Source organism: Sphingomonas caseinilytica (assembly GCF_023516455.1).
GTDB lineage: Bacteria > Pseudomonadota > Alphaproteobacteria > Sphingomonadales > Sphingomonadaceae > Sphingomicrobium > Sphingomicrobium caseinilyticum.
Map to the genome: position 1 here is coordinate 119174 of NZ_JAMGBA010000004.1, position 20580 is coordinate 139753.

Annotated in this window: 22 protein-coding genes and 1 tRNA gene; 7 read left to right on the forward strand and 16 right to left on the reverse strand. The window is 63.1% G+C overall.

Annotated elements, in window-relative coordinates:
* Positions 1-65: 65 nt before the first annotated feature.
* The 3 genes from LZ496_RS13490 to LZ496_RS13500 form a co-directional block, all read right to left on the reverse strand.
* On the reverse strand, positions 66-206 hold the full coding sequence (locus LZ496_RS13490) for an entericidin EcnA/B family protein (RefSeq protein ID WP_249905247.1): 141 nt from the start codon (positions 204-206) through the stop codon (positions 66-68).
* 41 nt (positions 207-247) lie between these two features.
* Positions 248-373: an entericidin EcnA/B family protein gene (locus LZ496_RS13495; protein WP_249905248.1), complete on the reverse strand. Its 126-nt coding sequence runs from the start codon at positions 371-373 to the stop codon at positions 248-250.
* Positions 374-448: 75 nt separating this feature from the next.
* Positions 449-1243 carry a thymidylate synthase gene (locus LZ496_RS13500; protein WP_249905249.1) on the reverse strand — a complete coding sequence of 265 codons (795 nt, stop codon included), beginning with the start codon at positions 1241-1243 and terminating at the stop codon, positions 449-451.
* A 116-nt stretch (positions 1244-1359) separates the two neighbouring features.
* On the opposite strand from LZ496_RS13500, the gene LZ496_RS13505 reads away from it, so the two are divergent.
* Positions 1360-1764, forward strand: coding sequence for a JAB domain-containing protein (locus tag LZ496_RS13505; RefSeq protein WP_249905250.1), 405 nt, complete (start codon positions 1360-1362; stop codon positions 1762-1764).
* Here the strand turns inward: LZ496_RS13505 and LZ496_RS13510 are convergent.
* The 5 genes from LZ496_RS13510 to LZ496_RS13530 all read right to left on the reverse strand — a co-directional run bounded on the left by LZ496_RS13510 (position 1761) and on the right by LZ496_RS13530 (position 7762).
* A complete protein-coding gene (locus LZ496_RS13510) occupies positions 1761-2480 on the reverse strand; it encodes a class I SAM-dependent methyltransferase (RefSeq protein WP_249905251.1) in 720 nt (239 codons plus the stop codon). The genes LZ496_RS13505 and LZ496_RS13510 overlap by 4 nt on opposite strands.
* A 120-nt stretch (positions 2481-2600) precedes the next feature.
* Positions 2601-3728 (reverse strand): peptide chain release factor 2, encoded by a 1128-nt coding sequence (gene prfB, locus LZ496_RS13515; RefSeq protein WP_249905317.1) that lies wholly within the window; start codon positions 3726-3728, stop codon positions 2601-2603.
* Between the two features lie 131 nt (positions 3729-3859).
* The gene (locus LZ496_RS13520) at positions 3860-6304 is read right to left on the reverse strand and encodes a penicillin-binding protein 1A (RefSeq protein WP_249905318.1); all 2445 of its coding nucleotides are present in this window, start codon (positions 6302-6304) and stop codon (positions 3860-3862) included.
* A 198-nt stretch (positions 6305-6502) separates the two neighbouring features.
* Positions 6503-7429, reverse strand: coding sequence for an N-acetylmuramoyl-L-alanine amidase family protein (locus LZ496_RS13525; RefSeq protein ID WP_249905252.1), 927 nt, complete (start codon positions 7427-7429; stop codon positions 6503-6505).
* 138 nt (positions 7430-7567) lie between these two features.
* A complete protein-coding gene (locus tag LZ496_RS13530) occupies positions 7568-7762 on the reverse strand; it encodes a hypothetical protein (protein WP_249905253.1) in 195 nt (64 codons plus the stop codon).
* Between LZ496_RS13530 and LZ496_RS13535 the strand changes: the two genes are divergently transcribed.
* The 4 genes from LZ496_RS13535 (at position 7761) to LZ496_RS13550 (ending at position 12862) form a co-directional block, all read left to right on the forward strand.
* The gene (locus tag LZ496_RS13535; RefSeq protein WP_249905254.1) at positions 7761-10223 is read left to right on the forward strand and encodes an Rne/Rng family ribonuclease; all 2463 of its coding nucleotides are present in this window, start codon (positions 7761-7763) and stop codon (positions 10221-10223) included. The two genes, LZ496_RS13530 and LZ496_RS13535, sit on opposite strands and share 2 nt — an antisense overlap.
* Positions 10224-10392: 169 nt before the next feature.
* Positions 10393-11754, forward strand: coding sequence for a M48 family metalloprotease (locus tag LZ496_RS13540; protein WP_249905255.1), 1362 nt, complete (start codon positions 10393-10395; stop codon positions 11752-11754).
* On the forward strand, positions 11738-12448 hold the full coding sequence (locus LZ496_RS13545; RefSeq protein WP_249905256.1) for a DsbA family protein: 711 nt from the start codon (positions 11738-11740) through the stop codon (positions 12446-12448). The genes LZ496_RS13540 and LZ496_RS13545 overlap by 17 nt, the downstream gene beginning before the upstream one ends.
* A gap of 63 nt (positions 12449-12511) precedes the next feature.
* A complete protein-coding gene (locus LZ496_RS13550) occupies positions 12512-12862 on the forward strand; it encodes a DUF3147 family protein (protein WP_249905257.1) in 351 nt (116 codons plus the stop codon).
* 13 nt (positions 12863-12875) lie between these two features.
* Here the strand turns inward: LZ496_RS13550 and LZ496_RS13555 are convergent, their stop codons facing one another.
* Entirely contained in the window at positions 12876-13559 is a 684-nt protein-coding gene (locus LZ496_RS13555) for an RlmE family RNA methyltransferase (RefSeq protein WP_249905258.1), read from the reverse strand.
* On the reverse strand, positions 13556-14602 hold the full coding sequence (locus tag LZ496_RS13560) for a Ppx/GppA phosphatase family protein (RefSeq protein ID WP_249905259.1): 1047 nt from the start codon (positions 14600-14602) through the stop codon (positions 13556-13558). Before LZ496_RS13560 ends, LZ496_RS13555 begins: the two co-directional genes overlap by 4 nt.
* A 167-nt stretch (positions 14603-14769) precedes the next feature.
* Here LZ496_RS13560 and LZ496_RS13565 point away from each other — a divergent pair.
* Positions 14770-14843, forward strand: a tRNA-Gln gene (locus LZ496_RS13565).
* 56 nt (positions 14844-14899) lie between these two features.
* On the opposite strand, the gene LZ496_RS13570 is transcribed toward LZ496_RS13565, so the two are convergent.
* From LZ496_RS13570 to cyoA, 5 genes are read right to left on the reverse strand one after another with little or no spacing between them, the layout of a single operon-like run.
* Complete coding sequence (locus tag LZ496_RS13570) at positions 14900-15028, reverse strand: DUF2474 domain-containing protein (protein ID WP_249905260.1); 129 nt, start codon at positions 15026-15028, stop codon at positions 14900-14902.
* A gap of 22 nt (positions 15029-15050) precedes the next feature.
* A complete protein-coding gene (cyoD, locus tag LZ496_RS13575; RefSeq protein WP_249905261.1) occupies positions 15051-15434 on the reverse strand; it encodes a cytochrome o ubiquinol oxidase subunit IV in 384 nt (127 codons plus the stop codon).
* A complete protein-coding gene (cyoC, locus tag LZ496_RS13580; protein ID WP_249905262.1) occupies positions 15431-16069 on the reverse strand; it encodes a cytochrome o ubiquinol oxidase subunit III in 639 nt (212 codons plus the stop codon). The genes cyoD and cyoC overlap by 4 nt, the downstream gene beginning before the upstream one ends.
* The gene (locus LZ496_RS13585) at positions 16066-18072 is read right to left on the reverse strand and encodes a cbb3-type cytochrome c oxidase subunit I (protein WP_249905263.1); all 2007 of its coding nucleotides are present in this window, start codon (positions 18070-18072) and stop codon (positions 16066-16068) included. Before LZ496_RS13585 ends, cyoC begins: the two co-directional genes overlap by 4 nt.
* 3 nt (positions 18073-18075) lie before the next feature.
* Positions 18076-18966, reverse strand: a complete 891-nt coding sequence (gene cyoA, locus LZ496_RS13590; protein ID WP_249905264.1) for a ubiquinol oxidase subunit II — start codon at positions 18964-18966, stop codon at positions 18076-18078.
* 193 nt (positions 18967-19159) lie between these two features.
* Here cyoA and LZ496_RS13595 point away from each other — a divergent pair, with 193 nt between their 5' ends.
* Positions 19160-19897 carry a glutathione S-transferase family protein gene (locus tag LZ496_RS13595; protein ID WP_249905265.1) on the forward strand — a complete coding sequence of 246 codons (738 nt, stop codon included), beginning with the start codon at positions 19160-19162 and terminating at the stop codon, positions 19895-19897.
* 98 nt (positions 19898-19995) lie between these two features.
* Here LZ496_RS13595 and LZ496_RS13600 read toward each other — a convergent pair whose 3' ends face one another.
* The gene (locus LZ496_RS13600; RefSeq protein ID WP_249905266.1) at positions 19996-20499 is read right to left on the reverse strand and encodes a response regulator; all 504 of its coding nucleotides are present in this window, start codon (positions 20497-20499) and stop codon (positions 19996-19998) included.
* Positions 20500-20580: the final 81 nt, after the last annotated feature.

Below are 20580 nucleotides of genomic sequence, written 5' to 3' on the forward strand. Positions count from 1 at the left end.
GCAACAAAAAAGCCCCGCCGGATCATCTCCGGCGGGGCTATTTTTTTGCTTTGTGGGGCGTTTGCTTAGCAGCGGCCGCCGTTGATCGCATTCTCCGTGCAGTTCGCGGCTGAACCCAGGTCCTCGCCGGCGCCGCGCACCGTGTTGCAGGCTGCAATGGCCAGCGCGCCTGCGATCACCAACAAAGACGTCACCTTACGAACCATGGTCGAAACTCCTTAGTTTAGCGTAACGACCATGGCCTAGATCAGGTGGCGTTGTCGACAGCGTTCGCAGCCGACTTCACATCGTCACCCGCACCGCGAACCGTATTGCAGGCGGCAATCGCAATGCTGCCGCCAATCAGCACCATGGTCATTATCTTCCGAAACATGAGCTAATCTCCTGTCTATGTGCTGAACGAACGCACATGACGGGCCAAAGGTGCCAAAACGGGGCCGGAACGGTCCTAGACGGCGACGGGCGCCGAAATATGCGGGTGCGGGTCGTAAGCCTCGAACGCGAAATCTTCCGCTTCGTAATTGAAAAGGTCCTGCCCGCGGTACTTCATGACCAGTTGGGGGAGCGGGCGCGGGTCGCGCGAAAGCTGCAGCCGGGCCTGTTCGAGATGGTTCGAGTAGAGATGGACGTCCCCGCCCGTCCAGACGAAGGTTCCCGGCTCCAGCCCGCATTCCCGCGCCAGCATGTGGGTCAGAACCGCGTAGGAAGCGATGTTGAACGGCACCCCAAGGAAGAAATCGGCGCTGCGCTGGTAAAGCTGCAGGTTCAACCGCCCGGCCGCTACCTGGGTCTGGAACAGGCAATGGCAAGGCGCCAGCGCCATTCGCGAAATCTCGCCGGGATTCCACGCCGTGACGATCTGCCGCCGCGAGCCCGGATCCTTGCGAATGAGGCCGACGAGGTCCTTGATCTGATCGATGTGGCGCCCGTCGGCAGCCTCCCAATCGCGCCATTGCTTGCCGTAGACCGGGCCCAGGTCGCCCTGTTCATCCGCCCACTCGTTCCAGATGCTGACCTTGCGTTCCTGCAGCCAGCGCACGTTGGTGTCGCCGCGCAGGAACCACAGCAATTCGACGATGATTGATCGCAAATGGAGCTTTTTCGTCGTCAGCAGCGGGAACCCTTTTGCAAGGTCGAAGCGCATCTGCGCACCGAACAGCGAGAGGGTGCCGGTTCCGGTGCGGTCCATCTGCTCGACGCCTTCGTCGAGGATCCGCTGCATGAGATCGAGATACTGCTGCATGCCCCTACCCTAGCTCGCCCACCGGTTACGTCCAGCGTGTGTTGAGGGAACAAACTCGATCCGGATCGGTTCGGGTTTACCTAGGTCGGCCACCATTCCAATCATAGGTAGGGCACATGCGGCACCAGCGTATTGAGCCTCCTGCGATCCTCAACGGCCAGGAAGCGGCGAAGAGCTTCTTCGCCTCTTGCTTCGACGCCGGAAGGGATGCCCAGGAGCGGCTTTGGGTCGCCCATGTCGACTCCTCCGCCCGTTGCCTCCACGTCGAATGTTATGACGGCCAACTGGAATCCATCGAGCTTCCAGTGCGCAACATCATTGTCGATGCGGCAAAGCTGGGAAGTGCCGGCGTCGTCCTGGCGCATAATCATCCGGGCGGGGACGCAACCCCGAGCAAGGCAGACTGTGCGGCGACGCGAAAACTGATCCGCGTTAGCGAGGCAATCGATCTTACGATCCTCGATCATCTGATCTTTGCCGGCAACGATTGCACCAGCATGCGGCGGATGGGCCTGCTCTAAGAGCCCTGCGCGGCTGGTTCGAGCTGCTGCTGGGAATCCGAGTGCTTTTCGTCAGGGCAAGGCTTGATGTCGCCCGGCCGAGGCCGCGGAGAGGCCAGGCGGAACGCAGTGAAATATGCATCGCTTCCGGCCAGGCGAACCGCCTTTGTGGGCGCAAGGCCAAGCGCCGCGAACTCACACATCAGTTGGCGCGGCGGCATCCCGTGGCGCTTCACGGGCCGATTGGAGTCGACCACGATGACCAGCCCGTCGGGCTTCAGGCTTTCCCGAAGATTCCAGAGGAATTCATAAGGCTGGGTCACCTCATGGTACATGTGAACGAGGAAGATGCGGTCGAAGGAATGCGCCGGCAGCATCGGGTTGGCCGGCACGCCAAGGCTGACCGCCACATTGTCCAGCCGCTCGCGCTGGACCCGCTGCGCGAGCCGGTCACGCGTCGCTCGGACAATGTCCTGGGCCAGCACCCTGCCGCGGCGCCCAACAATGGGTGACAGGCGGACGGTATAATAGCCTTCACCCGCCCCGACATCCGCAACAGACATGCCAGGCGCGATCTCGGCAAGCCGCATGACTTCTTCGGCCTCCCCTGTCCGGTCGCGGACGTCCTCCGTCGAGAAGCTGTCGTTGACGATGGGCGCTACGGCGCGGCCGGTCTTTGGAAACTCATTGGGCTGGGGTTCCGCCCGGCAGCCGGCAATGGCGGCGCAAGCGAACAATAATCCGATCGTCCTGAGCGAAGCGCGAAGCGCGTAGTCGAAGGGCGCCTGGCACGACCCTGGTGCCCGCGCCCTTCGACTACGCTCAGGACGAGCGGACGCTATTTCAAGGCTCCCGCGCTATTCGACATCCTCGACTTCCACCTTTTCGCCGGTCACGCGCTGTGACAGCGCGGCGGCCATGAACCGGTCCAGGTCGCCGTCGAGCACGTCGGTTGGAGCCGTCGACGTGACGCCGGTGCGAAGATCCTTCACCAGCTGATAGGGCTGCAAGACATAAGAGCGGATCTGGTGGCCCCAACCGATGTCGGTCTTGGCAGCATTGGCGGCATTTGCCTCCGCTTCGCGTTTCTGAAGCTCCGCCTCATAAAGACGCGCCTTCAACTGCTTATAGGCCTGTGCCCGGTTCTTGTGCTGTGAGCGCTCGTTCTGACAGGCGACCACGATCCCGGTTGGAATATGCGTGATCCGAACGGCGCTATCGGTGGTGTTAACGTGCTGGCCGCCGGCGCCGGACGCGCGATAGGTGTCGATGCGCAGCTCGGACTCGTTGATCTCGATATCGATATCGTCGTCGACTTCCGGGTAGACCCAGACCGATGCGAAACTGGTGTGGCGCCTTGCGGAGCTGTCGTAGGGGCTGATGCGAACCAGGCGGTGGACGCCGCCCTCGACCTTCAGATTGCCGTAGGCATTCTCGCCCTTGATGAGCAATGTCGCGGACTTGATCCCGGCCTGCTCGCCGGCGTGGAAATCGACAAGCTCCACCTTCATCCCGTGACGCTCGGCCCAGCGGCTGTACATCCGCTGCAGCATCCCGGCCCAGTCATTGCTTTCCGTGCCGCCAGCACCGGCGTTGATTTCGATGTAGCTGTTGTTGGCGTCCGCCTCCCCGGCGAGCAGCGCAGCGACCTTATCCCTCTCGGCCCGCTCGGCCAGTTCGCCAAGGGCGGCCACGCCGTCGTCGACCAGGCCTTGGTCGCCTTCCAGCTCCGCCATCTCTATGAGCTCGACCGTGTCCTTGAGCTCGGTCTCGATCTTCTGGGTTGCGCCGATGGCTTCTTCCAGCCGGCGGCGTTCGCGCATCACTTCCTGAGCCGCCTTGGGGTCGTCCCACAAGGTCGGATCTTCGACCTTGGCATTAAGATCCTGCAGCCGGCGGTTCGCCTTGTCCCAATCGAGGAAGCGGCGAAGCAGTGCGGTTGCTGCATTGATCTGGTCGATATGGCCTTGCGCTTCGGCGCGCATTTCAATGTTCCTCTGGTAATCGTCATGCCAGCGGAGGCTGGCATCCATGTCGCCCAGCCCGTTTGCAAACACGAAACCGGCCAACGACATGGACCCCAGCCTGCGCTGGGGTGACGGGATTTGAGCGGCAGTTAGTAGATGCCACCCTGCCTTTGCAAGAATTCGGCGCTGTCAGCGGGCGCGCGCGGCTGGGCCGGGGCTGCACGGCGGGCCGCGACCTGGCGCACCGGCTTGCCAGTGGCAGGCTGGTCGCTCGCCCGGGCCAGGTCGAGGCTTCGCCGGAACGCCCGTCGCGGTTCCGTTTCGGGCTGGAAGGCCTCCCAGATCACGGACGATTTCGGGTCGACCTCTGTCGGGAAGCTGCCGAACACCCGCTTTCCACTGGCGCGGTCGATCCGGACCATTCGAATGCCCGGCGGCGCTACGAAGGGAACCTTTGGCATGTCCTTGAAGGCCACCTGTGCGAATTGCTTGAAGATCGGTGCCGCCACGCGCCCGCCCTGCGCGGCATGGCCCATCGGCCGTGGCTGATCATATCCGATATAAACGCCGGCCACGACTTCGGGCGTGCCGCCGATGAACCAGACGTTGGTCGGGCCGGATGTGGTGCCCGTCTTGCCGAACAACGGCCGATCCAGGTCCCGCAGGACCGTTGCGGTCCCCCGTTCGATCACGCCTTCCATGATATGAACCATCTGGTAGGCGGCCTGGGCGTCGAGAAGCTGCTTCTGCCGGGACGGCGGGCGCGGCATCGCCTTGCGATCCCAGTCCACGGAGTTGCAGGCGCCGCCATTGTCCGGCTCCATCACCTGGCAACGATTGTCCGAACGGAAGATCACCTTGCCGTTCCGGTCCTGAACATAGTCGATCAGGGTCGGGGTTACCGACCGACCGTTGTTGGCGAGGATGGCATAAGCGTTGGTCAGTTTCAGGACCGTCGTGTCGCCAGCGCCCAGCGCGATCGACAGGTAGCGGTCGTAATCCCCAACCCCAAGCTTCGAGGCATTGGTCACGACGCGTTCCATTCCCGTCTGCGCGGCGGCGCGGATCGTCATCAGGTTGCGCGATTGCTCCACGCCCCAGCGCATCGTCTTGGGGCCTGAATATTTGCCATCGAAGTTTCGGAAGCATTTGTTGCCAAGTCCCGCGCCCTGCCAGACGCAGAAGGGCGCATCGACGATGATCGATGCTGGGGTCATGCCATTTTCAAGCGCGGTCACATAGACGATCGGCTTGAACGCCGAACCCGGCTGCCGATTGGCCTGGGTGGCGCGATTGTAGGACGAGCCGACGACGTCGAAGCCACCCTGCATTGCCAGGACCCGGCCAGTATGCACTTCCTCCGCGACGAAGCCGCCGCCGACTTCGGGAATCGAGCGGATTGCGTAGCTGTTCAGGCCCATTTGCTTGACGATGATGATCATGCCCGGGCGGATGTTCTCGTAGGCTGTTCCGCCGCCGCCGCGCTTGGGCATGCGGGCGGCGGATTCGGCCAAGGTGCCTGTCGAACCGTCCGCAAAACCGATCCGTGCGCTGGTGCTGGACTTGGACAGGACCACCGCTTTCTTCCAGTCGGGGAAGCCCGTTCCCAGGGCCGCGACCCGGAGCTGGGTCTGCCAGTCATTGTCGACATCGATGCTGAGGCCGGTATCGCGCCAGCCGCGGCCGCCGTCGAATGTCGCAAGACCTTCGCGGAGCGCTTCGGCAGCGGCATCCTGCATCTTCGGCACCATCGAGGTCCGAACCCATAGTCCGCCGGCATAAACGCTGTTGGCGCCGTCATCGGCGGTCTCGCCAAAGCGCTTCATCAGGTCGCGGCGGACCTCTTCCATGAAATAGCCGCCCTGGTCGCGGAACTTGGCGCTGCTGCCATAACGGATCGTGCCGAGCGGGGTCGCGGCGGCGGCGGCGCGTTGTTCCTCGGTGATGTAGCCGTTCTTGACCATCTCGCGCAGAACATAGTTGCGGCGGCCGAGGGCACGCTCGGTGGCGCGAACCGGGTCGTAATTGCTTGGCGCCTTGGGCAGCACCGCGAGATAGGCGGCCTCGGGAAGCGTCAGATCGGCCACGTCCTTGTCGAAATAGGCGCGGCTGGCGGCCTGCACGCCATAGGCGTTGCGGCCAAGGAAGATGGAGTTGAGGTAAAGCTCCAGGATCTGCTGCTTGCTGAGCGTGTCCTCGAGCCGGAAAGCAAGGATCATCTCCCGGACTTTCCGGCTGACCGCATATGCATCGTCCTGAAGCAGATATTTGGCGACCTGCTGGGTGATGGTCGACCCGCCCTTGGCGCGTCCGCCAGTTACCGACTTTGTCGTATAGTCGAAGACGGCCCCGACCAGGCCCGGATAGTCGATTCCCCCATGGCTGAAGAAGGTCTTGTCTTCGGCGGAGATGAAGGCGTTGACGACCAGCGGCGGATATTCGTCGAATGCCAGTTCGACACGGCGTTCGCGTGCGAACGTCTGGACCGGGTTGCCTTCATAGCCCCGGACATTGGTCGGGAGCGGCGGCTGATAGGCCAGCAGCTTCTCCGAACTGGGAAGGCCAGTCGCGAACCAGACGAACACCAGCGCCATGAACAACAGGCCGCCAATGGCCGCCCATGCGCCCCGGCGCACCCATTTGTCATCGAACCACGGGTCGAAGCGCCGATGGACGCGGTGGTTGAATGCGACCAGGTCGGGGAGACGGAAGCGGTCGGGAATCTGGAACTTGGCGAACTGCATTGCTGCCGGTGATCTAGCCCCTTCCTGCCGCCAGCGGAAGCCGCGAAGTTATCGCTGATTGCGCAAGGCGAGATCGGCCTCGACCGCCTGTGCCAACGCCAAGACGAGTGGCGCCCGTCCCTCCTTCGTCATCAGCCTGGCTTCGTCGTCCGCATTGCTGATGTAGCCGGCTTCGATGAGGACCGCGGGCGTTTCGGCGCGGCGCAGGACGTGGAAGGCCGCGAACTGGTGCGGCCTTGGACGCAGTTCGAGGCGGCCAGAGGCGCGGCGCAGGAGGCGTTCGGCGAGGCCCGCCGACGCTTCCATCTGTTCGCGCAAGGCTACGTCGGCGAGCAGCGCTCGGACGCTGTCGTCGGTTTCGGTGGAAAGCGCGCCGTCGCTGCCGTTTTCGGCCTGGGCGAAGCGGGCAGCCTCCGCACTCGAGGCGACGTCCGACAAGGAGTAGATGGTCGCGCCGCGAGCGAGCGGATTTGGCGCGCTGTCCATGTGGAGCGAGAGGAACAGGCCGGCCTGGAGTTTCCGGGCGATGCCGGCGCGCTGTTCGAGGGTGAGGTAGCGGTCGTCCTCGCGCGTCAGGGCGACGCGGACGCGGCCGCGCTCTTCCAGCAGGTCCGCAAGTTCGCTGGCCATGGCGAGGGTCAGCTGCTTTTCCTGACTGGTGCCGGATACGCCGGGAGCGCCGGGATCGCGGCCGCCGTGGCCGGGGTCGATGAGGACGATGGGGCGTCCGGGCAGCCTGGCTTCGCGAACTCGAACATCGGAAATGGCTTCCGGCATATCGAGCGTGACATGGCCGGTGCGCGCCTCACCCGCCATCGCCAAGGCGTCGCTAACCGTGCCGGTGCGCTCCCGGCCGGCAGCGATCACCAACAGTCCGACTGCGGCCAATACAGCTGCCCCGACCGCAAGGCCGATTGTTCGTCTACGCTCCACCATGTTGAGGTTACGGTAGCGGCGCCAATGCGCCAAGCACATGCTTTGGAGATTTTTGACTGGCGCAACTGTTGCGGCGCGGCGGGGCCGATGCTAACCGGGCTTGTCGTTCCGACTTTCGGACCGACATGGCCGCTCCTGCAAGGAAGCGGCATTCAAGGTTGACGCTGAATGATGCCATTAGACGCCAGTTCCATGCTCCGTGACGAGCGTGGCGCCGCGTCGATCGCGACAAGGATCGCGAAGCATCATGCAGCAGATGCAGTTTCCGAACATCGCGCCATTGCCGAACAGGCCGTGGCCCAGACTATCGCGCGCCGCCGGCAACGAACCGCCGGCCTGCGCGCCCGGAGAATTTTCAATGTCAATGCGCATGCTAATCGACGCGCGCCACCCGGAGGAGACCCGGGTCGCCGTCGCCAAGGGAAACCGGATCGAGGAGTTTGATTTCGAATCCGCGGAGCACAAGCAGCTCAAGGGTAATATTTATCTAGCCAAGGTCACCCGCGTCGAACCGTCGCTGCAGGCGGCGTTCGTCGATTATGGTGGAAACCGCCACGGCTTCCTGGCCTTCAGCGAAATCCATCCCGACTATTATCAGATCCCGAAGGCCGACCGCGACGCGCTGTTGGCCGAGGAAGCCGAGCATGCCGCCGAGGAGGAGCGTCTTCGCTCGGCGGAATATGGCGACGATGACGTCGAGGATGCCGACGATAACGGCGAGTATTCGGGCGATCCCGAAGCCGAGGGCGAAGAAGCCGCCGAAGTTGGAACGGGCTCGGCCCGGTCCCCGGTCGACGAAAGCGCCGCCGAGGAGCTTCGCAAGAAGCGCCAGGCCCTGCGTCGCCGCTACAAGATCCAGGACGTCATCCAGCGCCGCCAGGTGCTGCTGGTGCAGGTCGTCAAGGAAGAGCGCGGCAACAAGGGTGCGGCGCTGACCACCTATCTGAGCCTCGCCGGCCGCTACTGCGTGCTGATGCCCAATACGTCGCACGGCGGCGGCATCAGCCGGAAGATCTCGAACGGCGCCGACCGCAAGCGGCTGAAGTCGGTCATCAACGACCTGAAGCTTCCGTCGACGATGGGCCTCATCGTCCGCACTGCGGGCCTCCAGAGGACCAAGGTCGAGATCAAGCGCGACTTCGATTATCTCGCCCGGCTGTGGGACGAGGTGCGCGAGCGCACCCTCTCTTCGTCGGCACCGGCACTCATCTATCGCGACAGCGACCTCATCAAGCGCGCGATCCGCGACCTTTACCATCGCGAGATCGACGAAGTCGTGGTTGAGGGCGACGAAGGCTATAAGGCGGCCCGCGGCTTCATGAAGTTGCTGATGCCGAGCCACGTCCGCCGGGTGAAGCAGTACAGCGATCCGACGCCGATCTTCCAGCGTTACGGCGTCGAAGACCAGCTGACGGCGATGTACCAGCCGATCGTCCAGCTGAAGTCGGGCGGTTACCTGGTGATCAACCCGACCGAGGCGCTGGTATCGATCGACATCAACTCCGGCCGGTCGACCCGCGAGCATAATATCGAGCAGACGGCATTCGCCACTAACCTCGAGGCGGCAGCAGAAATCGCCCGCCAGCTCCGGTTGCGCGACATGGCCGGCCTCGTTGTCATCGACTTCATCGACATGGAACAGTCGAGCCATGTCCGTAAGGTCGAGAAGGCGATGAAGGAGGCGCTGAAGAACGATCGCGCCCGCATCCAGGTCGGCCGCATCTCGAGCTTCGGCCTGATGGAGATGAGCCGCCAGCGGCTCCGCACCGGCGTTCTCGAAGCTTCGACCAAGGCTTGCCCGCATTGCGAAGGCACCGGCCTGATGCGGACCGCTTCGTCGGCCGGCCTTAGCGCGCTTCGAATCATCGAGGATGAGGCTGCCCGCGGACGCGGCGAGCGGATCATGCTCCGCGCGGGAAGCGAGGCCGCGATTTACGTCCTCAACAAGAAGCGCGGCGAACTGGCCGAAATCGAGGATCGCTACGGCGTCACCGTCGAAATCGCCATCGAAGAGGCCTTCGAAGGCGCGCGTATGACCGTCGAAAGCAGCGGTGCACGTCCGCAGCCTCGTGAGCGCTTGCCGATCGCGCCGGTCATCGTCGACGAAGAAGACGATTATCTGCCTGAAGAGGATCTGGAAGCCGAGGAAGCCGAAGAGCGGGCCGAACGCGCCGAGCGCGACGACGAAGGCGAAGGCGAAGATGGCAGCCGCCGCCGCCGCCGCCGTCGTCGCCGCGGTGGTCGCGGACGTCGCCGGGATGGCGAACAGGGCGAGGAGGCAGCTGCCGAGTCCGCCGACGAGCTTCCCGAGGTCGCGGACGAGGCACCTGAGGCCGAAGAACTTGGGGCTGAGGAAGCAGGCGAGAAGCCGAAGCGCCGCAGCCGTCGCGGCGGGCGCAATCGCCGCAGCAAGGGCGAAGCCCGGACGGACGAGCCGAGCGATATCGCACCCGACGAGGCGCCGATGGCAGACCTTCCGATCGCCGAGGAGGAAGCTCCTGCCGAAGCCGTGGCCGAACCGGAGGCTGAGGCCGACGACAAGCCCAAGACCCGCCGGCGGCCCCGCGCCCGCAAGAAGGTCGAAGAGGCCAGCGAGACGGAAGCGGCTCCCGCCGAACAGCCGGTCGAAGTAGCAACTCCTGTCGAGGAGAGTGTTGAGGTAGAGCCTGCCGCGGAAGAGAAGCCGAAGCGCAAGAGCCGGGCCAAGAAGAAGCCCGAGGACGCGCCGGTCGAGGCAAAGCCGGCATCCAAGGCCGCCGCAACGCCCGAGCCGAGCAACGAAGATGCCCCCGGAGAGCCGCGCCGCGGCTGGTGGCAGCGAACCTTCGGTTAAGTATGCGGCCCTTCGAGACGGCATCTCGACATAGCTCGATGCCTCCTCAGGACGATCGGTAGTTACTTTGAACTCCGTTCGTCCTGAGGAGGCGCTGAGCCTGCCGAAGCCTCGTCTCGAAGGACCCGAATTTCATCGCCCGTTCAGGCAATCGATGGGAGAGCGGGGCATGACCCGCCTTCTCCGGCTGTTGATGGCTGGCCTCCTGCTGTTCTTCGCCGCCGCCCGGCCGGCCATGGCGCAGGAAATCCTCCGCGACAGTGAAACCGAGCTTCTCTTCAAGGACATCAGCGACCCGCTGATCGATGCCGCCGGGCTCGACCGCAAGAGCGTGAAGGTCGTGCTGGTCAAGGATGGCGAGATCAACGCCTTCGTCGCGCAAGGCCAGGTCGTCTATATCCACAGCGGCCTTCTGACGACCGCGGACAACGTCAACCAGTTGCAGGGGGTCATCGGCCACGAACTGGGCCACGTCGCCGGCGGGCACGCAATTCGCATCTATGAGGGCGTCGGGAAATCGACAGCCATCTCTATCCTGAGCCTGGTCCTGGGCGCTGCGGCGATGGCAGTCGGCGCCGGCGAGGCCGGGATGGGCATCATGGCAGCGGGCCAGCAGGCAGCCATGGGCAGTTTCCTGTCCTTTACCAGGGCGCAGGAGGCCAGTGCCGACCAGGCCGGCGCACAATATTTGTCGAAGGCCGGCATCAGTGGCCGTGGCAGCATCGAATTCTTCAAGAAGCTGCAGAACCAGGAGTATCGCCTCGCGGTCTTCGCCAAGGACAGCTATAATCGGACCCACCCGCTATCCAGCGAGCGCATCGCCGCGCTGAGCGAGATCTATCAGAAGGATCCGGCCTGGAACCGGAAGACCGATCCGGCGCTCGAGGCTCGTTTCCAGCGTGTGAAGGCCAAGTTGATCGGCTTCGTCACGCCGACGGAAGCGGTCAAACGCTATCCGGAGTCGGACCAGAGCGTCCCCGCCCACTATGCCCGGGCCTATGCCTACCATCTGGGTGCCTATCCCGATAAGGCCAATGCGGAAGCGGATGCCCTGCTGGCGACCAACCCTGAGGACCCGTTCTTCCTCGAACTGAAGGGACAGATCCTGCTCGAAAGCGGCCGGCCCAACGAGGCGATCGCGCCGCTTCGCAAGGCAGTCGCCAATGCGCCCGACATGCCGATGATCGCGGTGATGCTTGGCCACGCCCTGATCGCGTCGGAAGACGCTAAGCAATTCGCCGAAGCGAAGCAGGTGCTGAAGACGGCCGTCAATCGCGACAATGACAATCCCTTTGCCTGGTACCAGCTGGGGATCGTCTACGACCGGGAGGGCGACCAGCCTCGGGCTGCGCTTGCGACGGCGGAGCGCAACAATTTGCAGGGCAACAACAAGCTGGCACTGTCGAGCGCCCGAATGGCCATGGCGGGGCTTCCCCAGGGAACGCCGGACTATATTCGGGCGCAGGATATCGCCATGGTGTCGGAAAATGCGCTGAAGAAGGACAAGAGACGACGTGACCCAGAGCAATAGTAGGCCGTGGATTGCAGCTGTCGCGGGTGGGGTCGTCGGAGCAGCGCTGACCGCCGGAACCCTGCTTCTCGCCGGCCCGTCGCTGTTTGGCGACCGATTGGTTCGCGATGCCCTGATTGCCAATCCGGAAATGCTGATCGACGCGGGCAATGCGCTTCGCGACCGGCAACATGCCGAGACACTGAGTCCGATCCGCGCCTCGATCGAACGTCCGTTCCATTCCAGCTGGAAGGGCGCTGAAAAGCCTGAGGTGACGCTCACTTATTTCTACGATTATGCCTGCGGTTATTGCCGGCAGAGCAATCCGGACATCGAGCGGTTGCTGAAGGAAGACAAGGGCCTTCGCGTCGTATACCGCGAGCTGCCGATCCTCGGGCCCGACAGCGTCGCGGCGGCACGGGTGAGCCTGGCGGCGTCCAAGGCGGGCAAGTTCGCCGCCTATCACGACGCGCTCTATGCCGCCGGCCGGCCAGGTCCGGAGACGATCGCGCTCGCCGCCCGCGCCGCCGGCGTTCCGGCCCAGCCGACCGAGGATCCGGCGCAGGAAGCGGAGCTGAAGGCCAATATGACCCTTGCCAGCCAGCTTGGGGCGACCGGAACGCCGCTGTTCGTGATCGGGGATCGGGTGATCAATGCCGCGGTCGGATATGATGGTCTCAAGGAAGCGGTGAAGGCAGCTCGCGACAAGAGCTGACGTTCAGCTTCTTCATTCGACGCCGCCATTGCCGCCAAGCTCCGGGCGTGCCAGCAAGTTGCAATGCTGTACCTTGCCATCAAGGCCGCCCTTTCGGGCATCCTGATTGCCATCATCTCGGAAGTGGCGAAGCGCTATCCCGGGTTTGGCGGCCTCATTGCGTCGCTGCCCCTGGTGTCCGTCCTCGGCATGGTCTGGCTTTGGCGCGACAAGCCGGACACCGCTAATATGGCGTCCCATGCCGAAGCGACATTCTGGTTCGTCCTGCCTTCCCTGCCGATGTTCCTTCTGATTCCGGCCATGCTGCGTCATGGCTTCGGTTTCTGGCTGTCCCTTGCGGCGGGATGCGTGCTGACGATCGCGCTCTACAGCTTGATGATTTGGGCGGGGCCTAGGATCGGGTTGCGGCTCTAAAAGATCCGGAAGGTCACTCGCCCGAGCTTGGCGGCGTTCCCTTGAACCCTTGCGCGATCACATACCATTCCGAGGAATCCTTGCGGCTCGCCGGCGGCTTGGCGTGCTTCACGGTGGTAAAATGCCGCTTCAACGCGGCGACGAGATTATTGTCCGCGCCTCCCGCGAGCACCTTGGCGACGTAGGCGCCGCCGGGCCGGAGAACTTCGGTCGCAAACTCCATTCCGGCTTCAACCAGGGCCATGGTCCGCAAATGGTCGGTTTGCGGATGTCCCACCGTGTTGGCGGCCATGTCGGACATAACGAGATCCGCATGTTCGACGCCGAGCGCTTCCCTCAGCCGGGCTGGAGCCTCGTCGTCCATGAAATCCATCTGGAGGATCGCGACGCCGTCGATTGGATCGGTTGGCAGCAGGTCGATTCCGGCGACCGCCGCCTGTGGGGACCGGCGGCGCACTACCTGGCTCCACCCGCCCGGAGCGATGCCGAGGTCGACGACCGCCTTGAGGCCCTTCAGAAGGCCAAATTTCTCGTCGAGCTCCAGCAGCTTGTAGGCCGCGCGGCTGCGATAGCCTTCGGCCTTGGCGCGCTTGACGTAAGGATCGTTGAGCTGCCGCTCCAGCCAGCGGGTTGAGCTGACCTTGCGACCCTTTGCCGTCTTCAGCCTTTGCTTCGGCCCCTGCCCGCTTCGGCTCACAACTGATATCCGTCGCGAGCCATGAGCGACCGGAGGATCCCCTCACGGATTCCGCGATCGGCGATGCCAAGCGTTTCCGCCGGCCAGATGTCGAGGATCGCTTCCAGGATGGCACAGCCCGCGACGACCATGTCCGCCCGTTCCGTGCCGATGCATGGAAGTCCGCTGCGCTCCGTGAAATCCATTTCCGCGATCATGGTCGATATCCGCCGCATATCGCCGACCGGCACATGCAAGCCGTCGATCAGCCGGCGGTCATAGGCCGGAAGCGCTAGGTGGACGCTGGCGAGCGTCGTCACTGTCCCGCTGGTGCCGAGCAGCCGGACGTTTTCGCGGTCATCCGGCAGCATTTCGACGAAATGGGCGAAGCTCCGGAATACCCGTTCGCGCATGCGGCCATAGGCCAGCACCCGATCCTTGCCCTCGATCGCTTCGCGGCCTTCGCTTTCGGTCAGCGAGACTACGCCCCATGGCGCCGACCACCAGGCGCGGATGCGCGGCGCAGTTTCGCCCTGCTCGACCAGCACCAGCTCGGTCGATCCGCCGCCGATGTCGAAGATGAGGGCCGGGCCATCGCCAGGTTCCAGCAGCTTATGGCAGCCAAGGACGGCCAGCCGCGCCTCTTCCTGCGGGGAGATGATTTCAAGCGCGATCCCGGTTTCCCGCTTCACCCGGGCGACGAATTCGCGGCCGTTGACGGCGCGGCGACAGGCCTCCGTCGCGACGGAGCGGGCGAGCGTTACGTGACGGCGGCGAAGCTTGTCGGCGCAGATCGCCAATGCCTCGACTGACCGGTCCATCGATTCCTGGCTCAGCTTGCCGCGCGTCGACAGGCCGTGGCCCAGCCTGACGATGCGCGAAAATGCGTCGAGGACGGTGAAACCGCCCTCGCTCGGCCGCGCAATCAGGAGCCGGCAATTGTTCGTGCCGAGGTCCAAAGCACCATAGATGTCGCGATGATGTCCCCTCCTGGGGACTGGCGGATTTCCGCCTGCCGGTCCACTGAAACTCGGACTCGGCGTACTGGCGACTTGCTGCGCCATACACACACCCATTCTATCCTTCACCGCCGGGGAATACCGACGGCTGACTTGGATCCAACTTAACCTGAATGAGGTTTTGGAAGCAACCGGGCGCAACGGCTTGGAAATAGGCCGGTTGGCGTTGACACTCGGGGCCGGGGTTTATATCTGCCCGCCCGGCAAGCGATTGCCCGATCGTCTAATGGTAAGACTACGGACTCTGACTCCGTCAATCGTGGTTCGAATCCACGTCGGGCATCCAGCGCCTTGAAAACCGTCCGGGGGACGGTTTGGCTCGAGGCGCTGCAAAAATAATCCCTACAGCGCGATCATCCGGATCAGCCAGGCGACGATCGCCAGCGCTATTACCGATGCGACCCAGACCAGCGCGATCCAGCCCAGGCGCTGGACCAGCGGTTTCGACGGCGTTTCTTCCAACAATGGCATCCCCCACCCCTTAAATCGGCACTCAATGCTGCATCTGGAGGTTCGTAATCTCCGGACCCGGCATCATATTGTCGTTCATATGCCCCATGATCCAGATGGTTCCGATCATTACCAGGAAAACGACGAGCACGCCGAACGCCAAGGCCAGCACATTGTTGGTATTATCGGGGCCGCTGGTGATGTGGAGGAAGAAGACCAGGTGCACGCCCATCTGGGCGATGGCGAGCACGACCAGGCCGACCGCGACCCCGGGACCCCAGAGCGAGGAGGTCGAGGCGACCCAGAAGGATACCGCCGTCAGGCCAAGCGCCAGCGCCAGGCCGATGACATAGGCGGTCGTTTCGCTGAGGATATTGCTGTGCGGCTCACCCGGCGCGACATTTTGTTCGGGATCGATTTCGGTCATGGCAATGTCCCGATCAGGTAGACGATGGTGAAAATGGCGACCCAGATGATGTCCAGCGCGTGCCAGAACACGCTAAGGCACAAGAGCCGGCGCATGATGTGCTCGCGAAATCCCTTGGCCCATAGCTGCGCCATCATCGTGCCGATCCAGAGCAGGCCCGCGGTGACATGGGCGCCGTGGCAGCCGACCAGCGTGAAGAAGGCGGACAGGAAGGCGCTTCGCTGCGGCCCTGCCCCTTCGCCGACCATCGTCGCGAACTCGTAAAGTTCGATAAACAGGAAGACGGCGCCGAGCAGGCCGGTCACCAGCAGCCAGATCTGGGTCCAGGCCATGTTCTTGCGCTTGGCGGCGATCATCGCGAGGCCGCAAGTGAAGCTGGAAATGAGGAGCGCCAGCGTTTCGATCGCGACGAGGTTGCGGTCGAACAGCTGATTGCTGGTCGGCCCGCCGTCGGTGGCATTGGTTAAGGTCGCATAGGTCGCGAACAGGGCCGAGAACAGCACCATGTCTGACAGGACGAACAGCCAGAAGCCGTAGGGAACGACGATGCTTTTCGATTCCGGGCCGCGGTGGCCGAGGCCGGTATCTTCGGAGGCCCCGTGGGTAAGGCCAATCGTGGCGACTTCGGTGCTCATGTCGATTGGCTCAATGAGTGAAGATGCTCCATGCGGATGCGGCGCCGCTCGCGAGCGTTCGCCCGCACTTCCTCGACCGGGATGATATGCTCATGTTCGTCCTGCCACGCATACCATACGAACACGGCGAAGGCCCCGACGAGCCCGAGGATCGCAAGCCACCAGATGTGCCAGATGACGGCAAAACCGCAGAGAGAGGCGAAGAATGCGCAGATGACGCCGGTCGGCGTGTCGATCGGCATTTCAATGGGCTGATAATCCGGCTCGTCGATCAAGGCGTCCTGCTTGATCGCGGTCTGCTTGCGGATCCAATAGGCCTCCTCGCCATGGACGTCAGGCAGCACCGCGAAGTTATAGTGCGGCGGCGGCGACAGGGTTAGCCACTCCAGCGTCCGGCCATCCCAGGGGTCGCCGGTGACGTCGAGCCGCTGTTCGCGGGTCTTGATCGAATAGAGGAGCTGCACGACCGTCAGCACGATTCCGACGCCGATGATCACTGCGCCGAGCAGCGCGACGTTGAGCCACGGCGCCCAGCTCGGATCGGAGATGTGTTGCATCCGCCTCGTGCCGCCCCAAAGCCCAAGCACGTAGAGCGGCATGAAGGCGAGATGGAAGCCGATAAACCAGCACCAGAAGATCATCTTGCCGAGCCGCTCGTCGAGCGTGAACCCGAATGCCTTGGGGAACCAGTAGGTGTAGCCGGCCATCAGTGCGAATACGACGCCGCCGATAATCACATGGTGGAAGTGGGCGACCAGGAACAGGCTGTTGTGAACGACGAAATCGACCGGCGGGATGGCTAGCAGCACGCCGGTCAGCCCGCCGCCGACGAAGGTCAGCATGAAGCCGATGAGGTAGTACATCGGCACAGTGAAGCGGACCCGGCCGCCGTACATGGTGAACAGCCAATTGTAGATCTTCACCCCCGTCGGGATGCCGATGATCATGCTGGCGATGCCGAAGATGGCGTTGATGTTCGCGCCTGCCCCCATGGTGAAGAAATGGTGCAGCCAGACCATCAGCGAGACGATGCAAATGACCATGGTCGCGAAGACCATCGAGCGGTAGCCGAACAAGGGCTTGCCGGAGAAGGTCGCGGCCACCTCCGAATAGATGCCGAATGCCGGGAGGACGAGGATGTAGACCTCCGGATGCCCCCATACCCAAATGAGGTTCATGTAGAGCATCGAGTTGCCGCCACCGTCATTGGTGAAGAAGTGGAAGCCCATGTACCGGTCGAGCATCAGCAGGGCCAAGGTCACGGTCAGCACCGGGAAAGCGGCGAGGATGATGAGGTTGGCGGCAAGCGACGTCCAGCAGAACACCGGCATACGCAGGTACGACATGCCGGGCGCGCGCGTCTTCAGGATGGTCGTCACGAAATTGACGGCCGTCAGCACCGTCCCGACCCCGGATATCTGTAGCGCCACCAGATAATAATCGACCCCGACCCCGGGCGAGAATTCCAGTTCGCTGAGCGGTGGGTAGGCAAGCCAGCCGGTCCGGGCGAACTCGCCGATGAACAGGCTGAGGTTGATCAGAAGCGCACCGGACGCCGTCAGCCAGAAGCTGACATTGTTCATCGTCGGGAAGGCGACGTCGCGCACGCCGAGCTGCAAGGGCACGACGAAATTCATGAAGCCGATGACGAACGGCATCGCCACGAAGAAGATCATGATCGTGCCGTGCGCGGAGAATATCTGGTTATAATGTTCGGGCGGCAGGTAACCTTGGGACGCGCCGATCGCCAATGACTGCTGGAGCCGCATCATGATCGCGTCAGCGAAGCCGCGGACCAGCATCAGCAGCGCCAGCACGATGTACATGATCCCGATCTTCTTGTGATCGGTCGACGTGATGTAGCCGTGGTAAAGCGCGGGCCAATATCCCTTGCGCCATACCCAGATGCCGATGCCCAGCACCGCCAGGATCACAACCAGCGACGTGATCAGCGGAATTGGATCGTGGAACGGGATCGCGTCCCAGCTCAGCTTCCCCAGCATGACTCAGCCCCCCGATGGCGTCGCTGAAGCCTTCTCCACGGACGGAGCGGCTTGAGGGATAGGGAGATGGAGCTGATCGACGCGGTCGGCGACGATCGCATCGAACAGGCCGGGCGAAACCGTGCCGTAGGTCATCGGCTTTACATAGCTGGTTGGCTTGGTGAGTTCGGCGTAGGAAGCCGCATCGAGCGCCCCGCCCTGACCGCGGGAGCCTTGCGCCCAGGTTGCAAACTGGTCGGTCGGGAGCACTTGGGCCTTGAACTCCATGCCCGGGAAGCCATCACCGCTGAAATGCGCTGATAGTCCGTCATAGACCCCCGGACGATCGGCCTGCAGGTGCAGCTGGGTCGTCATCCGCGGCATGGTGTAGATCATCGTTCCGAATTGCGGGACGAAGAAGACGTTCCACACGGTTGCCGACGTCAGCCGGTAGCTGACGGGCGTCTTTTCCGGGACAACCAGCTGGTTGACGGTCGCAATCCCCTGATCCGGGTAGATGAACAGCCACTTCCAATCGAGCGAAACGACTTCGACCCGTAGCGGTGGATTGGCGGACGCGAGCGGCTTGCTCGGTTCCAGATCGTGGCTTCCGATCCAGGCAATCCCGCCGAGCAGCATGATCGTCAGTAACGGGATGCCCCAGACGACCATCTCGATGGCGCCGGAATATTCCCAGTCGGGGCGATAGGTCGCTTTCTTGTTGCCGCGGCGGAACCACCAGGCGATCGCCACCGTCGCGATCATCGTTGGAATGATGATCGCCAGCATGATTGCCGTGGAATTGATGAGGATGGTCTTTTCGGCCTGCCCTACGGGACCGACCGGATCAAGGATGCCGCGGTTGCATGCGGTAAGCAGGAGGATCGATGTCGCCGTTAGAGCAATCCGCGACACCACGCGAGTGGAGCGGAAGCAACTCGGATGGCGACCAAATGGATCCACAAGCCCCCTCTATGTTGAGAGCCGTAAAGCTGCTGCCCATCAATAATCTGGGCAAGTAGTTGGCTCCCTAACGCGACTCCGGCGTTACCACAACAGGCTCCCGCGCCCCTTTACGGCCACAACGTGCAAGAGCATGCTCGACCATATGAAAATCATCGGTAGCTACGTCAGTCCCTATGTCCGCAAAGTGCTGGTTTGCATGGAGCTGAAGGGCCTCGAATATGAGGTCGATCCGATCACGCCATTCTTTGGAAACGACGAATTCCGTCGCCTGAGCCCGCTGTGCCGGATCCCGGTTCTTATCGATGACGGGATGGTCCTCACCGATTCCAGCGTCATCGCCGAATATCTCGACGAGCAATATCCCGAGCCGAAGCTGATGCCGGTCGAGCCGAAGGAACGCGCAAGGGCACGGTGGCTGGAGGAATTTGCCGACACGAGGCTGGGCGACGTATTCATCTGGGGCCTTTTCTATCCGAAGATGGTCCACCCTCGCGTCTGGAACGAGCCCGGCGATGAAGCGCGGATCGAGCGGACCTTGTCGACCGAACTTCCCGCAGCGCTTGATTATCTGGAGGTCGAGCTGCCGGACAATGGCTATCTGTTCGGGGAAATCGGCATCGCCGATATCGCCATCGCCAGCTTCTTCCGGAACGGCTCATATGCCGGTTTCGTCCCGGACGCCGCTCGCTGGCCGAGGACCGCTGCCTTTGTCGAACTGGTATTGCGCCACCCGGCGTTCCAGCGGCTTCACCAGCTGGAGATGATCCAGCTGTCGACGACGATCGAGGGACGCCGACAGGCTTTGCTGGATGCCGGCGCGAGGCTCACGGAAGAGACGTACGGCCAGCGCGAACCGCGCAAGGGCGTCATGCGCCTATAGCGTTGGAAGTGCCCGGATGGCCCATCCCCCGGACGACACCATCCGGACACCAGGCCTGCCTAATCCTCGTGAACGTCGAAGGTCGGGCAGGACCTTTCTCAGTGCTGAGTCCCCGAAATCCAATGTTCGAGACGAGTCTTCAGCGAGCGTTTCGAGGGGATGAAGCCGGGCTGCTGCTCGGGATCCTCATCGACCTTATCGTACAGGGTGAGGTTGACCGGCATTTTCGGTCTAAGGGCCTCGCGGCCGCGCATAATGTCTTCCGCGGCGGCAAGGCTGCGGTGGATATCCTCGGCGGTGAAGGGCTTCATCAGGCAGCCCAATGCCAGGTCGGGCATCGGGAAGTCCGGCGCCTTGCCGGTGATGAAAAAGCAGGGGATGTCGAAATCGCCCATCCGCACGGCCACGGAGAAGCCGGTCGTTCCATGGGCCAGGCGCAGGTCGACGAGGGCAAGGTCCGGAAGATGTTCCTGTGCGGCAGCGACCGCGCTGTCGAGATCATTGGCTGTCGCGATAACCCGGTAACGCGGATTATCTTCGACCAGATATTTCAAAGTCGTCGCCAGCTGGACATCGTCCTCGACGATCAGGATCTTCAGCACCTCCCCAGGCCTCCCGTCCCAACAAGGAAAATCCTTGTGTTGGAAAGGGATGGTGCTTGAGTTCGGACCAAAGGCGAATCC